We start from the raw sequence: 19,729 nt of genomic DNA, 5'->3' as shown, positions 1-19,729 counted from the left end.
GCTCGCCGGCCAGCTGCCGGGTCGGGGGTTCGATGCGTTCCGGAGCCGGTTCGGGGCGCTCGCGGATCGCCAGCCAGGCGGCGCCAGCCAGCGCGGCGGCCAGCACCCGGTAGACCAGCGAGGCCAAATCGAAGCCGACCAGTTCGCCGCCATCCAGCCAGAGCGACACCAACCGCCCGAGCACCAGTGCCGTCATGGTGATCATCAGCATCACCAACGCCGGCCGGGCCCGCTCGGGCGCCCGCGTCGCCCATAGCAGAAACAGCGCCAGCCCCAGCTGCAAGCCTCCGTAGTAGACACGCATGTGGCTGACCGAGGCGCCCTCCATGAGCAACATGCCGTTCAGGTTCGCCATCTCGTAGGGGCGCAGCCAATAAGCCAGGCTGAAGCTGACCATTACCAGCGCCTGCACAAGCAACACGCAACGGGCAAAACGCATCGAAAACTCTCCTGATGTGCGACTCGGCATCCCGATAGGCATCGGACTGCTCCAAGCGGCGGTTGGTTCGCCTGCGCCGGCCGTCGGAAGCCCCGTGGCATGTGACAAACACTCACAGATCAGCCCTTGGGTTGGCCGCTGGGCGGGCGTTATCCTGCCCACCTCGCTTGTCGGAGTAGCCTTATGCGCCGTTTCCTGCTTCTGCCCACCCTGCTCGCCGGTCTCGCCCAGGCGGCCGAGCCGATCGCTATCGATGTCTACCGCGACCCCAACTGTGGCTGCTGCAGCGCCTGGATCGATCACCTCGAGCAAAACGGCTTCGCCGTCGCCGACCACGTGGTCAACGACATGGCCGCGGTGAAGCTGGAACATGGCGTGCCGCATCGCCTGGGCTCCTGCCATACCGGCGTGATCGACGGCAAGTTCGTCGAAGGCCACGTGCCGGCTGCCGACATCCTCAAGCTGCGCGCCCAGCCCGACCTGATCGGTGCCGCGGTGCCCGGCATGCCGCTCGGCTCGCCGGGCATGGAAATGGGCGAGCACAAGGATGCCTACCAGGTGATCGGCGTCAGCGGGCAAGGCCAGGAGCGCGTGATCGCCGAGTACCCGGGCAACTGATCGATCCAGCGCCTGTCACGACTGCAGCTTTTTCGCGCCGAACGGGTCTGAGTGGAAAACAGCGGCCGCTTCGCTACGGCCGCGCTCTCCCGCCAACCGTTTCAGAGGGATAACTCATGCGCTGGAATCGAGCCCGACGCAGCGACAACGTGGTGGACGCCAGGGGCCGCAGCGGCATGCGCCTGGGCGGTGGACTGGGCCTGGGCGGCATCGCCATCGTCGTGGTGATCGGCCTGCTCTCCGGCCAGGACCCACTGCAGATTCTCGGCCAGTTGGCCAATCAGACCGGCACCAGCGTCTCCCAGCAGGACCAGCGGCCCAGAGGCGACGATCCGCAGGTGGAATTCGTCCGCGCCGTGCTCGGCGACACCGAAGATACCTGGCGCGCCCTGTTCCAGCAGGGCGGCGCGCAGTATCGCGATCCGACCCTGGTGCTGTTTCGCGGCGGTGTGAACTCGGCCTGCGGTTTCGCCAGCTCGGCCGTCGGCCCCTTCTACTGCCCAGGCGACCAGCAGGTGTACCTCGACCTGCAGTTCTTCGACGACATGGCCCGGCGCTTCTCCGCCGCCGGCGACTTCGCCCAGGCCTACGTGATCGCCCACGAGGTCGGCCACCACGTGCAGACCCTGCTCGGCGTCTCGCGGCAGATGCAGGCCGCCCGCCAGCGCGGCGCACGGATGGAGGGCGACAACGGCCTGCTGGTGCGCCAGGAGCTGCAGGCCGACTGCTTCGCCGGCGTCTGGGCCTACCACGCGCAGCAGCGCCACGACTGGCTGGAGGAAGGCGACCTGGAGGAAGCGCTGAACGCCGCCAACGCCATCGGCGATGACCGCCTGCAGCAACAGAGCCAGGGCCGCGTGGTCCCCGACGCCTTCACCCACGGCACCTCGGCGCAGCGCGTACGCTGGTTCCGCGGCGGCTTCGAGCACGGCGACCCCGGCCGCTGCGACACCTTCGGCGCGGCACGGCTTTAGCGGCCCGGCCCACTGCCGCAGGGGCTCGGTGTAACGGACTTTTGTGAAGCCCCCCGACCGGGGCGACGCTTTTTCAGCCCCTGGCAGGCCTTCGGCCTGCATCGCCGCGAGGGCGCGCCTCCCACTGGGGCCGGCGTGCACCGGCTGCTTTTGTGGGAGGCCCGACCCCGGGGCGATGCTCTTGGGCTTCTGGCAGGCCTTCGGCCTGCATCGCCGCGAGGGCGCGCCACCTACAGATTCGCGGGGCGCTCGCTGTTCGGGTGGGGGGCCCGACCCGGGGCGATGCCTTTGCGCTTCTGGCAGGCCTGCTGCCTGCATCGCCGTAAGGTCGCGCCTCCTACAGGTTCGCGGGGCGCTCGCTGCTCGGGTGGGGGGCCCGACCCGGGGCGATGCCTTTGCGCTTCTGGCAGGCCTGCGGCCTGCATCGCCGCGAGGTCGCGCCTCCTACAGGTTCGCGGGGCGTTCGCTGCTCGGGTGGGAGGCCCGACCCGGGGCGATGGTTTTTAGGCCTCAGGTCCCGAACAACCCACCACGCAGCGCATGACAATCACGCGCATACAGGTCGCACAGCTCCGGCCACGGGTTCTCCGGCACGTTGACCAGCACGCCATGGGCGCCGGCGGCGCGGGCGCATTCCAGGTCGAAGCGGTAGTCGCCGACCATCGCCATTTCCCGCGGATCGACGCCCCAGCGCTCGGCCAGCTGCAGCAGGCCGCCCGGGTGCGGCTTGGGTGGCGCCTCGTCGCGGCCGAGAATGTCCTCGGGCAGGAAACAGTCGCCCAGACCCACCGCCTGCAGGGTCACCAGCGCCAGCTCGTGGGCGTTGCGGGTGAGCACGCCGAGGCGGCAATCGCGCTCGCGCAACAGCTGCAGCAGCTCGCGGGCACCGGCCGCCGGCCGGGCCGCATAGGCCAACTCGCGCTCATGCTCCAGCAGCCAGGCGCGCTTGGCCGCCGCCTCGTCGGCAGGGAGCGCGGCCAGGTGGTGGAGGATGTCGTCCTCCGGCGGAATGTCCAGGGCGCGGCGGATCGCGGCGAAGTCATGCACGGCGATGGTCAGCGTGCCATCCATGTCGAACACCCAGTGCCGCACCTCGGCAATCTTCACATCCAGTCCTCGCGCACGCGGATCAACCCTTCCTGGGCCACCGAGGCCACCAGTTGGCCCTCGCGGTTGAAGATGTTGCCACGGGCGAAGCCGCGGGCATTGCCGGCCCAGGGGCTGTCCATGGCGTAGAGCAGCCAGTCGTCGACCGGCGACTCGCGGTGGAACCAGATCGCATGGTCCAGGCTCGCCAGCTGGATGAACTTGCTCCAGGAACTGACTCCGTGGGGCTGCAGCGCGGTACCGATGAAGTTGAAGTCCGAGGCATAGGCCAGCAGGTACTTGTGCAGCGCCGGGCTGTCCGGCAGCGTGCCGTCGGCACGGAACCAGATATACCGCACCGGCTCCATGGGCTGCGGGTTGGCCGGGTCCGCCAGCGTGACGGGACGGATCTCGATGGGCTTGGGCCGGCGCAGCTTCTCCATCACCCGCTCCGGCACCATCGGCGACAGCTTGTCCAGCAGCTCCCACTCGCTGGGCAGGTCGTCGGGGCCGATCACGTCGGGCATCGGCAACTGGTGTTCGTAGCCGCTCTCCTGGGCCTGGAACGAGGCGATGCAGGTGAAAATGGTCTGGCCTTTCTGGATCGCACTGACCCGGCGCGTGGTGAAGCTGCCGCCATCGCGTACGCGGTCGACGTCATACACCACCGGCTGGTGCGAATCGCCCGGGCGCAGGAAGTAGCCGTGCAGCGAATGCACATGGCGTTCCGGGACGACCGTCTGGCTCGCGGCGGAAATCGCCTGACCGAGCACCTGCCCGCCGAACAGTTGGGGAAAACCGAGGTCCTGGCTGGTGCCGCGGAAGAGATTTTCCTCGATGCGTTCCAGCGTCAGCAGATGGACCAGGGCGTCGAGTATCTGGGTCATTTGCAGCTTCCTTGAATAAGGGGACGGAGCAGGCGCGCAATGTTACGGGCTTCGCCTGCGCGGGTCAGCCTCCGCGCCAATCGCTGCGGCACTGTCGATAAAATAGCTGGCGCCGCAAGGGATGTCCCGGTGGCAAGCCGGGATGGTCGAAATCGCCCGCTGTATCGGCCTGCATGCCGAGCGCCTCGAGCAGCTGACGGGAGGGTTCGTTGAGCTGCGCGGTATAGGCGATCACCTCCGGCAACTCGAGGCGCTCGAAGGCGCAGGCCAGCACCGCCCCAGCCGCCTCGTAGGCCAGGCCCTGCCCCCATTGCGCGCACGCCAGCCGCCAGGCGAGTTCCACCGCCGGCGCGAACGGCAGCTGCGACGCGCTCCAGGCCAGCCCGCAAAAGCCGATGAGCGCCCCGCTGTCCTTGCGCTCCATCACCCACAGGCCGAAACCGTAGCGCAGGAAGTGCAGCCGGCAGTGCACCAGCAACGCCGCGCTCTCGTCGCGCGACAGGGGAGCCGGCAGGTAGCGCATCACCTCCGGGTCGGCACAAATCTGCGCCAGCGGGTCGAGGTCCTCGTCATGCCAGCGGCGCAAACGCAGGCGCGGCGTTTCCAGCTCGATCCGTTTCTCCGCCATCCCTGCTCCTTGAGCGTGCCGACTGCCTGCCGGCATACTCCGGCGCATTACCCGCCTCGTCGAACTCGCATCGTTCATGTCGCTGCCCCTGGTCTACCACGACGACTACAGCCCGCCCCTGCCGTCAGGCCATCGCTTCCCCATGGAGAAGTTCCGCCTGCTGCGCGACCACCTGGTCGCCAGTGGTTTGACCACGGACGCGGCACTATTGCGCCCCGAAACGTGCAGCCGCGAGGTCCTCGCCCTCGCCCACGATGCCGATTACGTCGAGCGCTACTGCAGCGGCGACATGAACCGCGAGCAATTGCGCCGCCTCGGCCTGCCCTGGAGCCCGCAGCTGGCGCAGCGCACGGTGCGCGCCGTGGGTGGCTCGCTGCTCGCCGCCGAACAGGCACTGCAGCACGGCCTGGCCTGCCACCTGGCCGGCGGCACCCACCATGCCCATCGCGACCATGCCTCGGGCTTCTGCATCTTCAACGACCTGGCGGTGATCGCCCTCTACCTGCTGGAAAGCGGGCGCGCCAGCCGCGTGCTGATCTTCGATTGCGACGTGCACCAGGGCGACGGTACCGCGCGCATCCTGGAAAACGTGCCCGACGCGGTCACCGTCTCGCTGCACTGCGAGAAGAACTTCCCGGCCCGCAAGGCCCATAGCGACTGGGACATCCCGCTGCCGCCGGGCATGGGCGACGCGGCCTACCTCAAGACGGTGCACGACACGCTGAACTACCTGCTGCCGATCTACCAGCCGGACCTGGTGCTCTACGACGCCGGCGTCGACGTGCACCGCGACGACGCCCTGGGCCTGCTCGCACTCAGCGACGCCGGCCTGACCGCGCGCGACAGCGCCGTGCTCGACCACTGCCTGAGTCGCGACATCCCGGTGGTCGGGTTGATCGGCGGCGGCTACGACAAGGACCGCGCCCTGCTCGCCCGCCGCCACGCCCAGCTGCATTTCAGCGCCGCCGCGGCCTGGCGGCGCTACGGGCTGGGCTGAACAGCCGCTACAATGCCCGCCCCGCACCGCCAGGCCCGAACCATGCTCCCGACCGCCCCGCCTTCCCGTATCGCCATCATCGGCGGTGGCCCCGCCGGCCTGATGGCCGCCGAAGTGCTGAGTCAGGCCGGCGCAACGGTGGACCTGTACGACGCCATGCCCTCGGTGGGCCGCAAGTTCCTGCTGGCCGGCGTCGGCGGCATGAACATCACCCATGCCGAGGCGTTCCCCGCCTTCGTCGGCCGCTACCGCGAACGGGCCGGCGCGCTGCGCCCGTGGCTGGAAGCCTTCGATCCGAACGCCCTGCGCGAATGGATTCACGGCCTGGGCATCGACACCTTCGTCGGCAGCTCCGGCCGCGTCTTCCCCACCGACATGAAGGCCGCGCCGCTGCTGCGCGCCTGGCTCAAGCGCCTGCGCGACAGCGGCGTACAGATCCATACCCGCCGGCGCTGGCTGGGCTGGGACGAGCACGGCGCGCTGCGTATCGCCGGCCCGGAAGGCGAAAGCCTGCTCGCCCCGGACGCCACCCTGCTCGCCCTGGGCGGCGGCAGCTGGGCGCGGCTGGGTTCCGACGGCGCCTGGGTGCCGTTGCTACAGGCCCGCGGCATCGCCATCGCCCAACTACGGCCGGCCAACTGCGGCTTCGAAGTGGCCGGCTGGAGCGCCCACCTGCGCGAACGCTTCGCCGGCACCCCGCTCAAGACCGTCACCCTCGCGCTGCCCGGCGATACCCCGCGCAAGGGCGAATTCGTCCTGACCGCCACGGGCATCGAAGGCAGCCTGGTCTATGCGCTGTCAGCGCCGATTCGCGAGCGCATCGAGCAACAGGGCTCGGCCACCGTGCTGCTCGACCTGCTGCCGGACCGCTCGCAACAGCAGATCGCCACCGCCCTGGCCAAACCGCGCGGCTCGCACTCCATGGCCAAGCACCTGCACCGCCACCTGCGCCTGGATGGCGCCAAGGCCGCCCTGCTGCGCGAACTGACCGACGCCGATACCTTCCGCGACCCGCAAGCCCTGGCCGCCGCGATCAAGGCCCTGCCCATCCCCCTGCTCCGCCCGCGCCCATTGGACGAAGCCATCAGCAGCGCCGGCGGCGTACCGTTCGAGGCACTGGACGCCAACCTCATGCTGCGCCAACTGCCCGGCGTGTTCTGCGCCGGCGAAATGCTCGATTGGGAAGCACCGACCGGGGGTTACCTGCTCACCGCATGTTTCGCGACGGGGAAGGCAGCGGCCGAGGGGGTGTTGCGGTGGTTGGGTGGGCGCCCGCTTCGAAGGTAATCCTGCATCGCAAGCCGATCAGGTGGGCTGTGCACTACAGATCAAACAGGTAACCCAGGATGGCGGCTGCCGAAGCCACGGCGGAGATCGCGATAGCCGACTTGGATGTGAGCAACCGGAGAAATAGCTGCCTGTTTTGCCGGCGTATCTCGCGCAGCACACTGGCGGCTTCCGGATGTATGTCTTCCAGAAAATGCCGGCTGCTGTAAATCAAGCGCCTCGCCTGCTGCATTTCGCTCACATTGAGACAGGCGATGGAGAAAATGGCGTTGCCGTCGCAATCGACGCCGACATTGAAAACGTAAGAATCCAGCCCATGCCGCCGCAGGGCCGTATTCAGGTACTCGGCAAGCACTTCTTCCTTGAAGTCCAGCAGTGTGTACATGCGTTTCTCCCAACGCGTTCCTGATTCCAAAGGATCACTGGAATCAGTCGACTCTTATTGCACCTGACCAGTTGGTTTCAACTTGGCTCGCAGGTGGGTCTTACGCAGAATCTTGCCATCGGAAGCGCGAACCTTATAAAGGACACCGTCCTTCAGCAGGAAGGTGATATCGGGCATCGCCAGGATGATATTGCCGATCAATGGGCCATTCTCAGTGCTCACTTCCTGCTCTGTTTCCAGTCCCAGCAATTGCTCCTCATCGACGCTCAATGACTTCGCCACCACCGAGAAAGCAGCTTGCTTGCCGGGGTTATAAGCGATCCAGTAAGGAGCGGTTACCAAGAAAAAGAGCCCCATTGATACGCACCAGATGAGTATGAATTGCAGGAACGAGTGCAGATTCCGCTTGGCCCGAATCACGATGGCCATCACCGGCAAGGTGATGCCCGTACTGACAGCGGCGACGGCTATTTGGCCGGAGAGAGTCATGTTCAGGAAGCCGACGTAGCCGAAGGAAAGCAGGTCGGAGAACGTAAAGGCGACTTCCGTCCGACTAATGCCAAATTGCTGCAGCAGGCCGACATAACGCATGTAGCCCAGCACTACTAGTGCCGCATTAACCACTGCAACCATGACGGCAGCGAGCTTGAGAAATTGCTCAAGGTTGAGGGGCATGCTGCTGAACGTCTTTTCTGCCGCTAATCCACCAGAGACCGATGGAGCCGCAGCCGTCACCACCACTGGAGGGCTGGCGAATTCGATTCGAACGGTCTTATCCCTTCCCCAGAACATCTTCATTTCCCTTTATCGAGGTCGCCACGCTAGCCCGGAAGGGCCGACACACGAAGCTTACATATGGCTTTGCTCAAACGGTGGATCGGAGCGATCCTCAAACCTGCAAACTTCAGCAGCCCAGACACCATCGACCGGCACCAGGCCGCTGCACAAATATTCCAGAATCCCCGCTCGCCTTGGTCGAAAATGAAGTCGAATAGGCTTTACCTTCCCAAGCACGCCGCGCGTTTCCGGAGCCGCCATGGGTACGCATGACTGGATCGATCTGAAGAAGGATGCCGAGACCGGCATCGAGACGATCCGTGCCCATTTCGAAGGCCACGCCTACGACCCGCACTTTCACGAAAGCTACCTGATCGGCTTCACCGAGCAAGGCATCCAACAGTTCCACTGCCGCCGGGAACTGCACAGCAGCACGCCGGGGCAGGTGTTCCTGCTCGAGCCCGGCGAGATCCATGACGGCCACGCCCCGGCCCAGGGCGGCTTCACCTATTCGATGCTGTATCTGGACCCGCAGTGGATCGAGCGCGAGCTGCGGGCCTTGTTCGAGGATGCGCCGAACCAGTGCCAGCCGGCGTTCGCCAAGACGCTGGCGAGCGAGCCGGCACTGGTGGCGGTCATCGCCGATGCCTTTCAGGCGTTGCAGGGCAGGGAGCTGCGCATCGTGCGGCAAGCGGCGCTGGATGCGCTACTGGGCACGCTGGCGCGGCATCTGTCCTGGCGCCCCCGCGACGTATCCGATCCCCGGTTGCCGATGGTGGCGCTGCGGGCGCGGGATTACCTGCATGCGCATGCGGATCAGGACCTGGGGCTGGACGATCTGGCAGCGGTGACCGGCGTGGACCGCTTTCGCTTGTCACGGGCCTTCAAGGCGGCCTTCGGCCTCGCGCCGCATGCCTACCTGGTCCAGCTTCGCCTGGCCAAGGCCCGGCAACTGCTGGCAGCCGGACAGCCGCCAGCACAGGTCGCCATGACGCTCGGCTTCGCCGACCAGAGCCATCTGGGCCGCTGGTTCCGGCGTGCCTACGGGCTGACACCGGCGCATTACCGCAGGCGCTGCTCGAATCTTCCAGACGCTTGAAAGGAGCCAGGGCAACAATCGCTCGTCAGCCACGAACGAGTCCTGCCCATGCCCAGCACCACCACCGCAACCCCTCTCGATCAGCCCTTCGCCTCGCACACCACGACGAGGAGTGCACGATGAGCCAGTGGCTGCCATTCGCACTGTTCGCCTTCGTCGCGTCCATCACACCGGGGCCGACCAATATCCTGGTGCTGAGCAACAGCTCGCGCTTCGGGGTGATCGCCGCCGTGCCGATCATCCTCGGCGCGGGCTCGGCCGCAGCCGCCATCGTGCTGCTGGTGGGTCTCGGCGCCGGCGAATGGCTGCTGCGCCATCCGCAGCTGCAACAGTCGATGGCCTGGCTCGGCCTGGGCTGGCTGCTCTACCTGGCCTGGCAGATCGCGACCAGCCCGGCGGACCCACTCCTGGCACCCGCGACCAGCCGACGACTCGGCGCACTCGGCGCCGCCGGCCTGCAACTGGTCAACCCGAAAACCTGGATGATGGCGTTCGCGGTAGTCAGCGTGTTCGCGGGCGCCAATGCGGATGCCGGCCGCTACCTGCTCCATGCCCTGCTGTTCTTCCTGATCGCCCTACCCTGCCTGGCCACCTGGGCAGTGCTCGGACTGGGCGCGGCTAAGCTGCTGCATTCTGGCGCACGCATGCGACTGTTCAACGAGGCCATGGCGCTGCTGCTGGTGGTTTCGGCGGTGATGAGTCTGTGAGGCACGGCGGGTATGAAAGAGGGAAAGGCCGCGCTGAAGAGAGGGCTAGAAAGATGGCTGCTTTCGCCAGAAACTGCCGCTCATGCGCGTCGTATTGAAGGCCTTTTTCGATTCTCACATAAGCGCTTGGGTGAGCTCAACCAGGCGTCTGCAGCAATCCTCGACGCCTTCGTCTGGAACGTTGGTGACGCCCAGAAGCAAGCCGCTTTGGGCCTGTGTAACGTCGGCGTACCAGATGGATAACGGCAAGGGTGCAAGCCCGACTGCCAATGCCTGTTGGCTGATGCCAACGTCGTCCGTACCTTGCGGCAAGGGCAGCAGCAAGGCCAGCCCCGCCATCGCCTCGGTCGTGGCTGGCAAGCTCAAGGCCCGCTGCAGGGCGGCCAACCGGGCACTATAGGTGCGTTTCATTCTGCGCAGGTGGCGCAGGTAGTGACCCTTGCGCATGAACTCCGCGAGCGCCCATTGGCTGGCGAGCGACGCAGCGGGTGCCAGCGCGGCCGCTGTGTCAGCGATCCGATTGGAAAGGGCTGTCGGCGCCACGACAAACCCCAGGCGCAGGCCCGGATTGATGGTCTTGCTGAACGTGCCGATGTGAATGACCCGGCCTGAACGATCTTGGGAAGCAAGCGCAGGCGCCGCCCGGCCGGCAAGTTGAAGCTCGCTCAGGTAATCATCTTCGATGATCCAGCTACCGTTCTCATTCGCCCATTCCAGCAGGCGAAGGCGCCGTGCCAAGGACAACGTTACTCCCAGGGGGGCCTGCTGTCCTGCGGTGACGACTGCCAAGGCCGCACCCGGCGCACGTTGGATGCCCGCTTCGACGTCCAGTCCGTGTGCATCAACATTGACCGGTACCGATTCAATCCCGGCCATTGAAAGCGCCGTTCGCGTCATTGGATAGCCAGGATCCTCCATCCATGCCGTCGCCCCTCGCAAGCCGAGCGCATGCAGGATCAGCCAAGGCCACCGGAGTAGCCGGAGGTGATAATGACCTGCTCTGGCGCACAGATGAGGCCTCGCGCTACTGCAAGATAGGCGGCGATCTCGCTCCGCAAAGTGGGCTCTCCGCGAGGGTCCGGGTAGCTGACCGGTGCCATTGCAGCCTGGCGGGCAGCGCCCGCGGCGATGCGTGACCACACCTTGTAGGGAAAAACATCCTGTGCGGGAATGCCCGCCTGAAACACCATGGGCGCGTTGCTGAATGGATGCTGATAGAAGTCCGGCAATGGCGAGCGCAGACTGCTGGCGTCAGTCGGTCGGGCCGCGGGCAACGGCTGCGCGACAAAGGTACCCGCAGCGCCGCGGGAAACGATCAACTGCCTGTCGATCAGTCGCTCATAAGCCGCCCGTACGGTGCCACGAGCGACGCCCAGCTGAACGCTGAGGTCTCGCCAGGACGGCAGGCGAGCCCCCGCATACAGGTGCCCCTCGCCGATCGATCTGCCAATGGCTTCAACGATCTGCTCGACCAGCGAAAGCCCCGCCTCCCGGTTGAGTTCAATACGCAAATCTTCCATGCAGCCCTCACTCGCTGGCGTTGACGAAGCAGACGAAATCGACATCAGGCGCACCGATGGTACAGTCAGATTTGCTATTCATGGTCCTTTTTATTGAACCTTTAACCAATATGATGAATCGCAGCGATCCATTTCAAACCCACCAGGGTCCAGGAGTCCCCCTTGCGATCACCATCTCTCCGTTCATTCATCAAGCAATTCGCGGCACCGCTCCTGCTCGGTAGCGCGCTCCTTGTGGCTCACGCCGATGACAGTCTTGACGACGAGGGCGAACGGCGGGCGCGCACCGCCGGCGCTTCGCTGATCGGGCAGCCCGGGCCGGCTGCCGTGCTGGAAACCATCGATGGAAAGAAGATCGAGCTGGCTGAGCTGTACGGTAACAAGCCGGTTTATTTGAAGTTCTGGGCCACATGGTGCGTGCCCTGCCGCCAGCAGATGCCCGGCTTCGAGCAATTGCAACAGACGATGGGCGACAAGGTGCAGGTCATTGCGGTAAATACTGGCTTCAGCGACGACATCGAATCGATCCGTGCATACCGCAAGGAACATGAGTTGACCATGCCGATCGTGATCGATGACGGAAGCCTGGCGGCGGACCTCAACCTGCGGGTAACCCCCCAGCATGTGGTGATCGGCCGAGATGGGCGGATATCCCACATCGGTCACCTCGATGACCAGGCGCTGCATGCCGCGCTGGAGCGTGCAGTATCAGAGCAAACGGCCTCCACCAGTCGCTCGCAGGCCAACGCAGCGCCCGAGACGCCGCAGTTCGCCGTGGGCGACACCGTGACCGACCTGAACATCGAGACCCTGGACGGCCGTCAGGTGCAACTGGGCAAGGGCGACAAGCCGCGCGCGCTGGTGTTCTTCGCGCCCTGGTGCGAGTCCTATCTCGAGCAAAGTCGGCCAGAGACGTCCCAGGCTTGCCTACGCGTACGTAAGGATGTGGACAGCCTGATGGGCCAGGGCGACGTGGAGTGGCTGGGCGTTTCTTCAGGCTTATGGGTCTCGGCCAGCGACTTGCAGGACTACAAGAACACCACGCCCACAGCCCTGCCGCTAGCGCTCGACGAGCAGGACGAGCTGTTTCGTGCCTTCGCCATTCGGGACATTCCGACGGTCGTTCTCCTGGATGCGCAAGGCCGTGTCGCCAATATCCTCAAGCCGCGGGACAGCACGCTCGTAGAGGCAGTCAAGGCGCTGCATTGACCGGTTTCGCCCCGCGGTTACGGGAGGAGGCGCCCTGACGCCTCCTCTCTCTGTTATCCACTCGATACGTTCATCAGGAACCGCATGCCACTGCTATCGCTAAAAAGGCTCCTGCTCTGCTTTTGTCTGTGCGTTATCAATCTGACTGGCTGGGCAGCCGAGATGCCCGGTCCTGACGATGTGTTGATCGCCTCATCGCTGATCGCTGCAACCGAAGCGCCTTCATCTGGATCGACCACCACATTGGCCATCCTCATGGAGCCGCAGGGCGAGTGGCACGGCTACTGGAAGCAACCGGGCGATGTCGGGCTCCCTGCCAGGTTTACCTGGCATCTGCCGGACGGCGTAACGGTGGGTGATCCCGCTTATCCGTTGCCGCAAACGCTGCTGATCGAAGGCCTGATGAACCATGTCTACGAGCATCCCTACGCACTGCTTGTAGACCTGACGCTCGACGACGGCCTGCCGGACGGGACCGCATTGCCAATCCGTGTGGATATGCAATATCTGGCCTGCCGGTATGACGCCTGCGTCCCTGAGCGCGCCTCATTGGAGACAACCTTGCACGTTGGTGACGGCCGCCAGTCTCCGGACGTTGCAGCTCGCTTCGCCAGTTGGCGTCAGGCGCTGCCCAGGCCGCTGGCCGCGCCGGCCAGTTTCAGCGTGGATGGCGATCTCCTACGCCTGCGCGTGCCCCTACCGGCCAGCGTATCGATCCACAATCCCCATCTGTTTTCCGCAACCCGGGGGGCTATCGACAATGTCGCCCCCCAACGCGTCGAGCGACACGACGATGAGCTGATTCTGGAAACTCGCGCGGGTGATCAAGTACCCGATGCTTTCTTGGCCACGCTGAAACTGAGCGACAGCCTTGGCTTGGATATAGACGTGAGGCGCGGCGGCCCGGCAAGCGCGACCGGCAGCGGCTTGAGCACCATCCTGCTTGCGCTGGCCGGGGCGATTGCGGGCGGGCTGTTGCTGAACCTGATGCCGTGCGTCTTTCCTATCCTGAGCCTCAAAGCCATGAGCCTGGCCCGCTCCGGCATCAGCCCGGCCATCGCGCGTCGCGACGCTGTGGCCTACACCAGCGGCGTGGTGCTTGTGTGCATCTTGCTGGGCGCCGTTTTGCTCGTTCTGCGTGCCGCCGGCGCCCAAGTCGGCTGGGCGTTCCAGTTGCAGAACTCAGCCGTGATTCTGAGCCTGATGTTGCTTACCACGGCCATCGCTTTCAATCTGGCTGGGTTGTTCGAGCTGTCAGCGATCAATGCCGGCGCCAAGCTAACCCACCAAAGCGGCGCCAGTGGCGCGTTCTGGACCGGCGCGCTCGCTGCCTTCATCGCCACGCCTTGCTCCGGACCGTTCATGGCAGCAGCCCTGGGCGCTGCGCTGGTTCTACCGACTGCCGCAGCCATGCTGGTCTTCGCCGGGCTTGGCCTGGGGATCGCGCTTCCCTTCTTGATGTTGGGGTTCATCCCCTCGCTGCAACGGCGCCTGCCCAGGCCCGGACCCTGGATGGAAACCTTACGCCGCCTCCTCGCGGTGCCGATGTTCCTGACCGCACTCGCCCTCCTATGGGTACTCGGTCATCAGGTCCCGGCCAATGCGCTGGTCGCATCCCTGGCTGCGCCATGCTGCTTGCACTCGGGCTCTGGCTGACCGGCCTGGAGCAGCAGAAACAGAAACGCAACGCCTGGTTACCCGCCGCGCTTGCACTGATTCTTGCGTTCGGCTTGGGCTGGAGCCAGGTATCCGGGCCAGCCACACCGGCATTGGACGTGCAGCGGCACGCGTTCGACGAGCAGCGGCTGGCCCAACTACGCGCTGACAAGGTACCGGTGTTCGTTTACTTCACGGCTGACTGGTGCATTACCTGCAAGGTGAACGAGCAAGTCGCCATCAACCGTGACGCGACCGCACAGGCTTTTGCCGCTGCCGGGGTTGAAGTGATGCGGGGCGATTGGACCAATGGCGATCCAGTCATCACCTCGTTCCTCGAACGCCACGGCCGCTCAGGCGTCCCGCTATACCTGTGGTACGGAGCGGGTGAAGCCGAACCGCGGCTGCTGCCCCAGATCCTCGGACCGGGCTCGCTGCTCGAACAGGTACAACGGTAAATTGCTGGAGCAACGCTAATTGTCGAAAACATACGAAGGGGTTGTTCATGGAGCAATTGCTCGTCATCCACACCAGCCCACAGGGCAGCGCGTCCTACAGTCGGCAAATGACAGAACGCTTCGTGCATCTCTGGCGCCTTCGATACCCGAGTGGCGAGATCGTCTACCGCGAGTTGGGTAACCAGCCGATTCCACACGTCGATGAGCGCTGGGTCCAGGCCGCTTTCACCCCGCCTGAGGCCCGGGACCATCAACACAAAGATACCCTGGCGCTCAGCGACGAGCTGGTGAGCGAGCTGAAGCAAGCCACACAGATTGTGATCGGTTGCCCCATGCACAACCTGTCGGTGCCCAGTACGCTGAAAGCCTACATCGACCAGGTCATCCGAATAGGAGTGACGACCCGCCTGGTGCCCGGCACACCTGGCAGCCCCTACGCCGGCCTACTGCATGACAAGAAAGCGTACCTGCTGCTTGTGCGGGGCGGTCATGGTTATGAGGAAGGCGGAGCCTACGCGCACATGAACTTCCAGGAACCCTACCTGACCGCAGTACTGGCCATGCTGGGCATTCACGACGTGACGACGGTAAGCCTGGAATACACGGCCATCGGTGGCGATCAATTCGACGAATCCGTCGAACGGGCGAATTCACGTATCGATGCGCTGATGCTTTAAGCACATAGCTATTTGCCGTCACCAGTTGCGCGTGCCGCTTCAGATTCCCTCATCTACTGGATCAGCTTGCCATGGTGAGCGTCTGCTTGCGGCCAAAAGCGGTCGTCGAGTGTTTAGGAAACTAGGGGAGATTCACTGATCTAAACGGCGCACCACGTGTTCGTATCAAATGTCGATAATTGCCCAGCCTGCCTGCTGCAGTGCTGCCCTCCTCTTGGTCTCGGCTTTACCCTCACCCATCGTGCTTTTTCGCATGGCCAGACAGAGCATGTGGGTCGGCCTGGTCATCCCTACGTACATGAGCATCATGCTCTTCTTTGCGACCTCGTTCGGACGCTTAGCAGCTGAGGCTCTGCCTTCGAGCCACGGCAAGAGCTTGTTGACGAAGTGAGTTCGGTTGTACGTTTCCAGAATCAGGGTCGCAGCATGCGTTTTACCCTTCTCGGCGTGAATCGAAGACAACCGTATATTGACGTTCTCAGAACCGACCTCAAACCTGTATGTGTTGAGAAGCGCACCACCGTTGTCACCTGGGTCTTCTACTAGAGGGGCAGTTGACCAGGCGAGATAGGCTTCAGCATCCGCTGCTGCCTGCAGTTGATCAGAAAAGACCAAATCCGCAGCAAGATCCATCAAGCCTGAGGCAACCGTTGCATCCCATTCCGCCTGGGTAATATCAGCGGGGCTGAACAACAGCCGTTCGAGCCATCCGCGATAAGCGGCGACCACTCCAGCACGACCGGCAAGATGCTGTTCGACGCATTGATGACTGCGAGACCTTGCCACAATCGCGTCCCTGGGAAACGCCAGGCGCACCAGGGTTAACAGGCAGGACGCTATCAGTTCCACGCCTAGAGCCGCAGTTGCATCCCTAGCAACATAGCGACGAGCGATATGCACACCCTCTGAAAACGTACGCGGCTTGAACGAAGGCTTATTAACCTCTGACTGATACGGAGCCCAGTAATGCTCAACCGCTTTGGGGAAGTGCTCTGGCTTGTCATTCTCCAGTCGATGTACCGCTCCAACCGCATAGACACCTGATGTCCGGACATCTGCAGGTAGGTGCTGGATCAACAGCTGCCCATAGGCATCCAGGACATTGCTCACGTCGCCATCAGGGAAGACGATGATGGTGTTGGGAGCAAGCTGGTTTGCACCACTCTGCCGTATCCCTACCAGCCGCCAGTGATTGGCAGGTAGGCAAAGGGATTGGCGATGGACGCGATCGACTGATTGAAACGGAAGCTACTAGCGATTTCCATGGTGCTCGATTGATCAGGGAACGGCTCTGGTAGCTCCGCCTCCAATTCGAAGATTTCCTGGTTGGGATCCCCAACCCTGATGACACAAACATCTGGATCCTGACGCGGGAAAACCTTGCTCAAGATGTTGGCCTGCTCATACCGCGTATCTTGCATCTCATCGACCAAAACGCAGGGAAAGCGCGCTCGCAAAGCGCTCGCTACCTCAGGCTCGTCAACCAGCAGAGCATTAGCCAAGACGAACACTTCATCGAAGCAAAAATGCCCTGTCTTCGCTGCATGAGCCATCGCTTTGCAGGCATTTATGTAGGTGTCCGTATGAGACCCGAATTTCAGACTCCAACCGGTTAGCGGGTTGTCGAAATCGACAGTTTTTAAGCGCAAACTTTCCACTTTGATGAACGCCGATTCGAACGTTCTCTTCATGCCCGCGTATTCCCAGGGTTTTAGTGCTTTCCGGCGGGCGGCATGCGTAAGTTCATCGTCGATGGCAGTGAGTGGAATGCCCTTCGAACGCAGCCATGGTGAAGCAAGGAATCGCCCAGTGAAGCCATGGATGGTATCGATGTAATGTGGGTAGCGAAGCAGACGCTGCCCAATCTCCGAGCCTCCCAAGCGATGCTCAATTTCCTCCCGAGCTGCGTTGGTATGTGAAAGAACACAGATACCCTGAGTTCGACTCTTCCAATGACGAGCGAGGATAGCCAGCTTGGCCACCACCAACGTGGTCTTGCCGCTACCAGGGCAAGCAGAGACGTCTAGTGTGCTCATGGATTTCAGGAAGCTACGTCGAGGCTCGTCCAACGCCTCCAGCTTCATGAGTTTGGTGACCCACTCCACATCGCCATCGGTTATCGGATCGATGAGCTGGGCCAGGTTCATTCCTCGCTCTCCTCAACAGCCGCTGAGGTGCCGGCTACCGTGCCCATTGCAACCGGTGTGAGCGTAGACCCCGTCGGCGGTACAGCTGAGCCACTGGTGGCGTATTCAATCGCGTGAATCACAGATTTAGATAGCGAGCCACGCAGAGTTGCCGCATCTAGCTTATTAGCCTCGAAACGCTCTTCTATCAGGTCGATCAGGTGCTGGGCAGTGATGGTTTTGGAGGCTTTCTTGACCAGCTTGTAGACAGCGGAACACCTAGCCTCCTTGGTGGAGTGGGCTGTCTCGATGGCCTGGAATGCGGTTTCAGCGTCACCCAAAAGAGCTGCTCTAGTCACCTTTCCCTGATCAACCTTTTCCTCGTTGATCGCGAGGTAAGCCGCTGCGTGCACTTCCCGCGCAAGACCGGAAAAGGCCAGGTCATATTCGAGTGTCCAGTGGTCAGCAACGAAGGTTCGAACGCACTGCCCGTCGCTTGCCATCCGCTTCTGGCGGTGCTCAGCCATACCGGCTTTTTGCTCTGCAGCAGTCGCGCCGAAATCTCGCACAGCCTTCCAGCGACGGGTAGTACTGTTCCACTTGGGATCTGTTGGCCCCGTTACTAAATCGTGAATCTCAGGCGCGCAGTCAGGCATGACATCCATGTCGGTAATGCAGGCCGTAGGAATGGAGATTTCACCCTTGCTCGTATCTCGGCGCTGCATGATCTTGGAGTAGCGACGCAACCCCACGCCGCCCACATTGATCACCGACACACCATGCTTGGTCAGGTCTTTTCCAAGCCTACGCGCAAGGGCTGGCAGCAGGATCGCCTCAGCATCGCCCTCCACCACTAATAGTCCTTTGGCGAAGAACAATCCTGCCTTCGTGACGTCCAGGAAGCGGCTGAGGAATCGATAGTCATCGGCGCCCAAGCAGGTCTGATCTTCAGCCAGCGAGAACGCGCGCCCTCGATGCATGAGAACAAGATTCTGGATCGGAATCTTTGAGCTCAGATTCGGGCTGTGAGTGGTCAGAATCACCTGAACCGGTCTCAAACCGTCCGCAGGTTTCGCGGCCTTCTCAAGAAACTCCATGAGCTGCAGTTGCCGCTGCGGGTGCAGGTGAGCCTCAGGCTCTTCTACCAATAGAAGCGGCAGGCCGTCTGGCTCCTTTCCAAGCAGGAGGAGCTCGCAGGCCATAAACAGTACGTTGTTTGAGCCCAAACCATAAACGCCCCGGGACTCGCCCGAACCGTGATCAAGCAACCCGAGCTCCAAGCGCTCAAGGATCTGTTTGAGCCTCGCATCCTCGGTACCCCCTTCGCCGAAACTGATACGGCTTGTCAGGGGCTGCCCCACAAGAGAAAGCGGGGCCAGGTAGTTCTGGTTAATGGCATGTTCAGCACTGACGATAGCGCTGTGCTTTCTCACCAGATAGCGCATGTAGTCGCCCATGCCAGCAATGCTCAACGCTTCCGCATCGACGAGGCTAGCAGGCGGGGTCGCGGTATCGAAAGCGCTTCCGACATCGATGCTTGGGAAGCTGCTCAAGACCTGAGAGAGCCGGGAATTTCGGCCTGGCGACATCTCGCGCTCTGCATCACGTAATGGTTTCAAGTACGCAGTGGCGAGCAGAAGACGGGCCCCTGCATCCAGGGACGGCCCTTCCCCATTCTCACCAGAACGCACTGAAATATCCACCCATCTACGGGTTAGAGTTGAGCCTTGGACACGCGTGGCTGACCAATGGATGTGTAGACGACCTACGCCGTTTTTGTAGGTGACATACTCCGCGAACGCTCCCAGTTCGGCCTTACTCAAACCATCTAATGTGCACCTCAGCGTGATGGTGCTGGCCTGAGCTCCGCTGTCATCGATATGGAAGTCTTGGAGTTGAAGCTTCAGGTATTCGGCATCACGGGTTTGCAGTACATACCGGATCGCATCGATGACGGCTGTTTTACCTGCGTCATTTTCCCCGACCAACGCGGTAACACCTGGGTTGAAGGTGACTTCCAAGCCACAGTTAGCCTGGCCAAACTGGCGGAAATTTTCTAGTTTTAAGACGGATAGATACACGATTAGGCTCCCTGTTACTCATGACGAGGCAGGGACGCCTATCTTGGCCGTTTCCGCCAACGCAGTACTCATCCCTGATGAAAGGTAGCTATATGGCATGATTTCGCAGGCGAAACCA

The 19,729-nt window shown here is 63.1% G+C and carries 21 protein-coding genes; 10 read left to right on the top strand and 11 right to left on the bottom strand.

Going from position 1 to position 19,729, the window contains the following annotated elements; all coding sequences use genetic code 11:
* The coding region (locus BAY1663_RS14060; protein WP_037041876.1) for a DUF4345 domain-containing protein at positions 1 to 439 on the bottom strand (439 nt) is incomplete at its 3' end.
* A 183-nt stretch (positions 440 to 622) separates the two neighbouring features.
* Here BAY1663_RS14060 and BAY1663_RS14055 point away from each other — a divergent pair.
* Together BAY1663_RS14055 and BAY1663_RS14050 are read left to right on the top strand one after the other, a co-directional pair.
* Positions 623 to 1,057 (top strand): DUF411 domain-containing protein, encoded by a 435-nt coding sequence (locus tag BAY1663_RS14055; protein ID WP_037041874.1) that lies wholly within the window; start codon positions 623 to 625, stop codon positions 1,055 to 1,057.
* A gap of 116 nt (positions 1,058 to 1,173) precedes the next feature.
* The gene (locus BAY1663_RS14050; RefSeq protein WP_037041872.1) at positions 1,174 to 2,031 is read left to right on the top strand and encodes a neutral zinc metallopeptidase; all 858 of its coding nucleotides are present in this window, start codon (positions 1,174 to 1,176) and stop codon (positions 2,029 to 2,031) included.
* A 510-nt stretch (positions 2,032 to 2,541) separates the two neighbouring features.
* Here the strand turns inward: BAY1663_RS14050 and BAY1663_RS14045 are convergent.
* The 3 genes from BAY1663_RS14045 to BAY1663_RS14035 all read right to left on the bottom strand — a co-directional run bounded on the left by BAY1663_RS14045 (position 2,542) and on the right by BAY1663_RS14035 (position 4,632).
* Positions 2,542 to 3,138 carry an HAD family hydrolase gene (locus BAY1663_RS14045; protein ID WP_037041870.1) on the bottom strand — a complete coding sequence of 199 codons (597 nt, stop codon included), beginning with the start codon at positions 3,136 to 3,138 and terminating at the stop codon, positions 2,542 to 2,544.
* A complete protein-coding gene (gene tesB, locus BAY1663_RS14040; protein ID WP_037041868.1) occupies positions 3,135 to 4,004 on the bottom strand; it encodes an acyl-CoA thioesterase II in 870 nt (289 codons plus the stop codon). The genes BAY1663_RS14045 and tesB overlap by 4 nt, the downstream gene beginning before the upstream one ends.
* A 64-nt stretch (positions 4,005 to 4,068) precedes the next feature.
* A complete protein-coding gene (locus BAY1663_RS14035; protein WP_037041866.1) occupies positions 4,069 to 4,632 on the bottom strand; it encodes a GNAT family N-acetyltransferase in 564 nt (187 codons plus the stop codon).
* Positions 4,633 to 4,708: 76 nt separating this feature from the next.
* On the opposite strand from BAY1663_RS14035, the gene BAY1663_RS14030 reads away from it, so the two are divergent.
* Positions 4,709 to 5,629, top strand: a complete 921-nt coding sequence (locus BAY1663_RS14030) for a histone deacetylase (RefSeq protein WP_037041864.1) — start codon at positions 4,709 to 4,711, stop codon at positions 5,627 to 5,629.
* Between the two features lie 12 nt (positions 5,630 to 5,641).
* Positions 5,642 to 6,916 (top strand): TIGR03862 family flavoprotein, encoded by a 1,275-nt coding sequence (locus tag BAY1663_RS14025; RefSeq protein ID WP_037041862.1) that lies wholly within the window; start codon positions 5,642 to 5,644, stop codon positions 6,914 to 6,916.
* 34 nt (positions 6,917 to 6,950) lie between these two features.
* Here BAY1663_RS14025 and BAY1663_RS14020 read toward each other — a convergent pair whose 3' ends face one another.
* Positions 6,951 to 7,301 (bottom strand): hypothetical protein, encoded by a 351-nt coding sequence (locus tag BAY1663_RS14020; RefSeq protein ID WP_037041860.1) that lies wholly within the window; start codon positions 7,299 to 7,301, stop codon positions 6,951 to 6,953.
* A 54-nt stretch (positions 7,302 to 7,355) separates the two neighbouring features.
* On the bottom strand, positions 7,356 to 8,099 hold the full coding sequence (locus tag BAY1663_RS14015; RefSeq protein WP_037041858.1) for a hypothetical protein: 744 nt from the start codon (positions 8,097 to 8,099) through the stop codon (positions 7,356 to 7,358).
* 238 nt (positions 8,100 to 8,337) lie between these two features.
* Here BAY1663_RS14015 and BAY1663_RS14010 point away from each other — a divergent pair, with 238 nt between their 5' ends.
* Together BAY1663_RS14010 and BAY1663_RS14005 are read left to right on the top strand one after the other, a co-directional pair.
* Positions 8,338 to 9,177 (top strand): AraC family transcriptional regulator, encoded by an 840-nt coding sequence (locus tag BAY1663_RS14010; protein ID WP_037041856.1) that lies wholly within the window; start codon positions 8,338 to 8,340, stop codon positions 9,175 to 9,177.
* A 119-nt stretch (positions 9,178 to 9,296) separates the two neighbouring features.
* Entirely contained in the window at positions 9,297 to 9,884 is a 588-nt protein-coding gene (locus BAY1663_RS14005; RefSeq protein WP_037041854.1) for a LysE family translocator, read from the top strand.
* Positions 9,885 to 9,998: 114 nt separating this feature from the next.
* Here BAY1663_RS14005 and BAY1663_RS25355 read toward each other — a convergent pair whose 3' ends face one another.
* Positions 9,999 to 10,760, bottom strand: coding sequence for an aminotransferase class I/II-fold pyridoxal phosphate-dependent enzyme (locus BAY1663_RS25355; RefSeq protein WP_256206781.1), 762 nt, complete (start codon positions 10,758 to 10,760; stop codon positions 9,999 to 10,001).
* 80 nt (positions 10,761 to 10,840) lie between these two features.
* Positions 10,841 to 11,404, bottom strand: coding sequence for a GntR family transcriptional regulator (locus BAY1663_RS25350; protein WP_256206780.1), 564 nt, complete (start codon positions 11,402 to 11,404; stop codon positions 10,841 to 10,843).
* A gap of 162 nt (positions 11,405 to 11,566) precedes the next feature.
* On the opposite strand from BAY1663_RS25350, the gene BAY1663_RS13995 reads away from it, so the two are divergent.
* From BAY1663_RS13995 to BAY1663_RS13985, 4 genes are all read left to right on the top strand, one after another.
* The gene (locus BAY1663_RS13995; RefSeq protein WP_256206778.1) at positions 11,567 to 12,613 is read left to right on the top strand and encodes a TlpA disulfide reductase family protein; all 1,047 of its coding nucleotides are present in this window, start codon (positions 11,567 to 11,569) and stop codon (positions 12,611 to 12,613) included.
* An 84-nt stretch (positions 12,614 to 12,697) separates the two neighbouring features.
* Positions 12,698 to 14,269 carry a protein-disulfide reductase DsbD domain-containing protein gene (locus BAY1663_RS13990; protein WP_218186676.1) on the top strand — a complete coding sequence of 524 codons (1,572 nt, stop codon included), beginning with the start codon at positions 12,698 to 12,700 and terminating at the stop codon, positions 14,267 to 14,269.
* Positions 14,242 to 14,727, top strand: a complete 486-nt coding sequence (locus BAY1663_RS24810; RefSeq protein WP_218186675.1) for a thioredoxin family protein — start codon at positions 14,242 to 14,244, stop codon at positions 14,725 to 14,727. Before BAY1663_RS13990 ends, BAY1663_RS24810 begins: the two co-directional genes overlap by 28 nt.
* Positions 14,728 to 14,774: 47 nt before the next feature.
* Positions 14,775 to 15,404, top strand: a complete 630-nt coding sequence (locus BAY1663_RS13985) for an FMN-dependent NADH-azoreductase (protein WP_037041882.1) — start codon at positions 14,775 to 14,777, stop codon at positions 15,402 to 15,404.
* Between the two features lie 165 nt (positions 15,405 to 15,569).
* Here the strand turns inward: BAY1663_RS13985 and BAY1663_RS25345 are convergent, their stop codons facing one another.
* The 3 genes from BAY1663_RS25345 to BAY1663_RS13975 form a co-directional block, all read right to left on the bottom strand.
* On the bottom strand, positions 15,570 to 16,514 hold the full coding sequence (locus tag BAY1663_RS25345; protein ID WP_256206777.1) for a hypothetical protein: 945 nt from the start codon (positions 16,512 to 16,514) through the stop codon (positions 15,570 to 15,572).
* A gap of 65 nt (positions 16,515 to 16,579) precedes the next feature.
* A complete protein-coding gene (locus tag BAY1663_RS25340; RefSeq protein ID WP_256206776.1) occupies positions 16,580 to 17,551 on the bottom strand; it encodes a UvrD-helicase domain-containing protein in 972 nt (323 codons plus the stop codon).
* Complete coding sequence (locus tag BAY1663_RS13975; RefSeq protein WP_037041852.1) at positions 17,548 to 19,611, bottom strand: ATP-dependent endonuclease; 2,064 nt, start codon at positions 19,609 to 19,611, stop codon at positions 17,548 to 17,550. The genes BAY1663_RS25340 and BAY1663_RS13975 overlap by 4 nt, the downstream gene beginning before the upstream one ends.
* Positions 19,612 to 19,729 lie beyond the last annotated feature (118 nt).

It is taken from the genome of Pseudomonas sp. BAY1663, from assembly GCF_000582595.1.
GTDB lineage: Bacteria > Pseudomonadota > Gammaproteobacteria > Pseudomonadales > Pseudomonadaceae > Stutzerimonas > Stutzerimonas stutzeri_AF.
This window is presented reverse-complemented; position numbering and strand designations above follow the sequence as displayed.

Excerpts from the sequence above, each read along its gene's own strand:
- BAY1663_RS14055 (WP_037041874.1), top strand. The coding sequence starts at position 623 with ATGCGCCGTTTCCTGCTTCTGCCCACCCTGCTCGCCGGTCTCGCCCAG.
- BAY1663_RS14050 (WP_037041872.1), top strand. The coding sequence starts at position 1,174 with ATGCGCTGGAATCGAGCCCGACGCAGCGACAACGTGGTGGACGCCAGG.
- tesB (WP_037041868.1), bottom strand. The coding sequence starts at position 4,004 with ATGACCCAGATACTCGACGCCCTGGTCCATCTGCTGACGCTGGAACGC.
- BAY1663_RS14035 (WP_037041866.1), bottom strand. The coding sequence starts at position 4,632 with ATGGCGGAGAAACGGATCGAGCTGGAAACGCCGCGCCTGCGTTTGCGC.
- BAY1663_RS14030 (WP_037041864.1), top strand. The coding sequence starts at position 4,709 with ATGTCGCTGCCCCTGGTCTACCACGACGACTACAGCCCGCCCCTGCCG.
- BAY1663_RS14025 (WP_037041862.1), top strand. The coding sequence starts at position 5,642 with ATGCCCGCCCCGCACCGCCAGGCCCGAACCATGCTCCCGACCGCCCCG.
- BAY1663_RS14020 (WP_037041860.1), bottom strand. The coding sequence starts at position 7,301 with ATGTACACACTGCTGGACTTCAAGGAAGAAGTGCTTGCCGAGTACCTG.
- BAY1663_RS14015 (WP_037041858.1), bottom strand. The coding sequence starts at position 8,099 with ATGAAGATGTTCTGGGGAAGGGATAAGACCGTTCGAATCGAATTCGCC.
- BAY1663_RS14010 (WP_037041856.1), top strand. The coding sequence starts at position 8,338 with ATGGGTACGCATGACTGGATCGATCTGAAGAAGGATGCCGAGACCGGC.
- BAY1663_RS14005 (WP_037041854.1), top strand. The coding sequence starts at position 9,297 with ATGAGCCAGTGGCTGCCATTCGCACTGTTCGCCTTCGTCGCGTCCATC.
- BAY1663_RS25355 (WP_256206781.1), bottom strand. The coding sequence starts at position 10,760 with ATGGCCGGGATTGAATCGGTACCGGTCAATGTTGATGCACACGGACTG.
- BAY1663_RS25350 (WP_256206780.1), bottom strand. The coding sequence starts at position 11,404 with ATGGAAGATTTGCGTATTGAACTCAACCGGGAGGCGGGGCTTTCGCTG.
- BAY1663_RS13990 (WP_218186676.1), top strand. The coding sequence starts at position 12,698 with ATGCCACTGCTATCGCTAAAAAGGCTCCTGCTCTGCTTTTGTCTGTGC.
- BAY1663_RS24810 (WP_218186675.1), top strand. The coding sequence starts at position 14,242 with ATGCTGCTTGCACTCGGGCTCTGGCTGACCGGCCTGGAGCAGCAGAAA.
- BAY1663_RS13985 (WP_037041882.1), top strand. The coding sequence starts at position 14,775 with ATGGAGCAATTGCTCGTCATCCACACCAGCCCACAGGGCAGCGCGTCC.
- BAY1663_RS25340 (WP_256206776.1), bottom strand. The coding sequence starts at position 17,551 with ATGAACCTGGCCCAGCTCATCGATCCGATAACCGATGGCGATGTGGAG.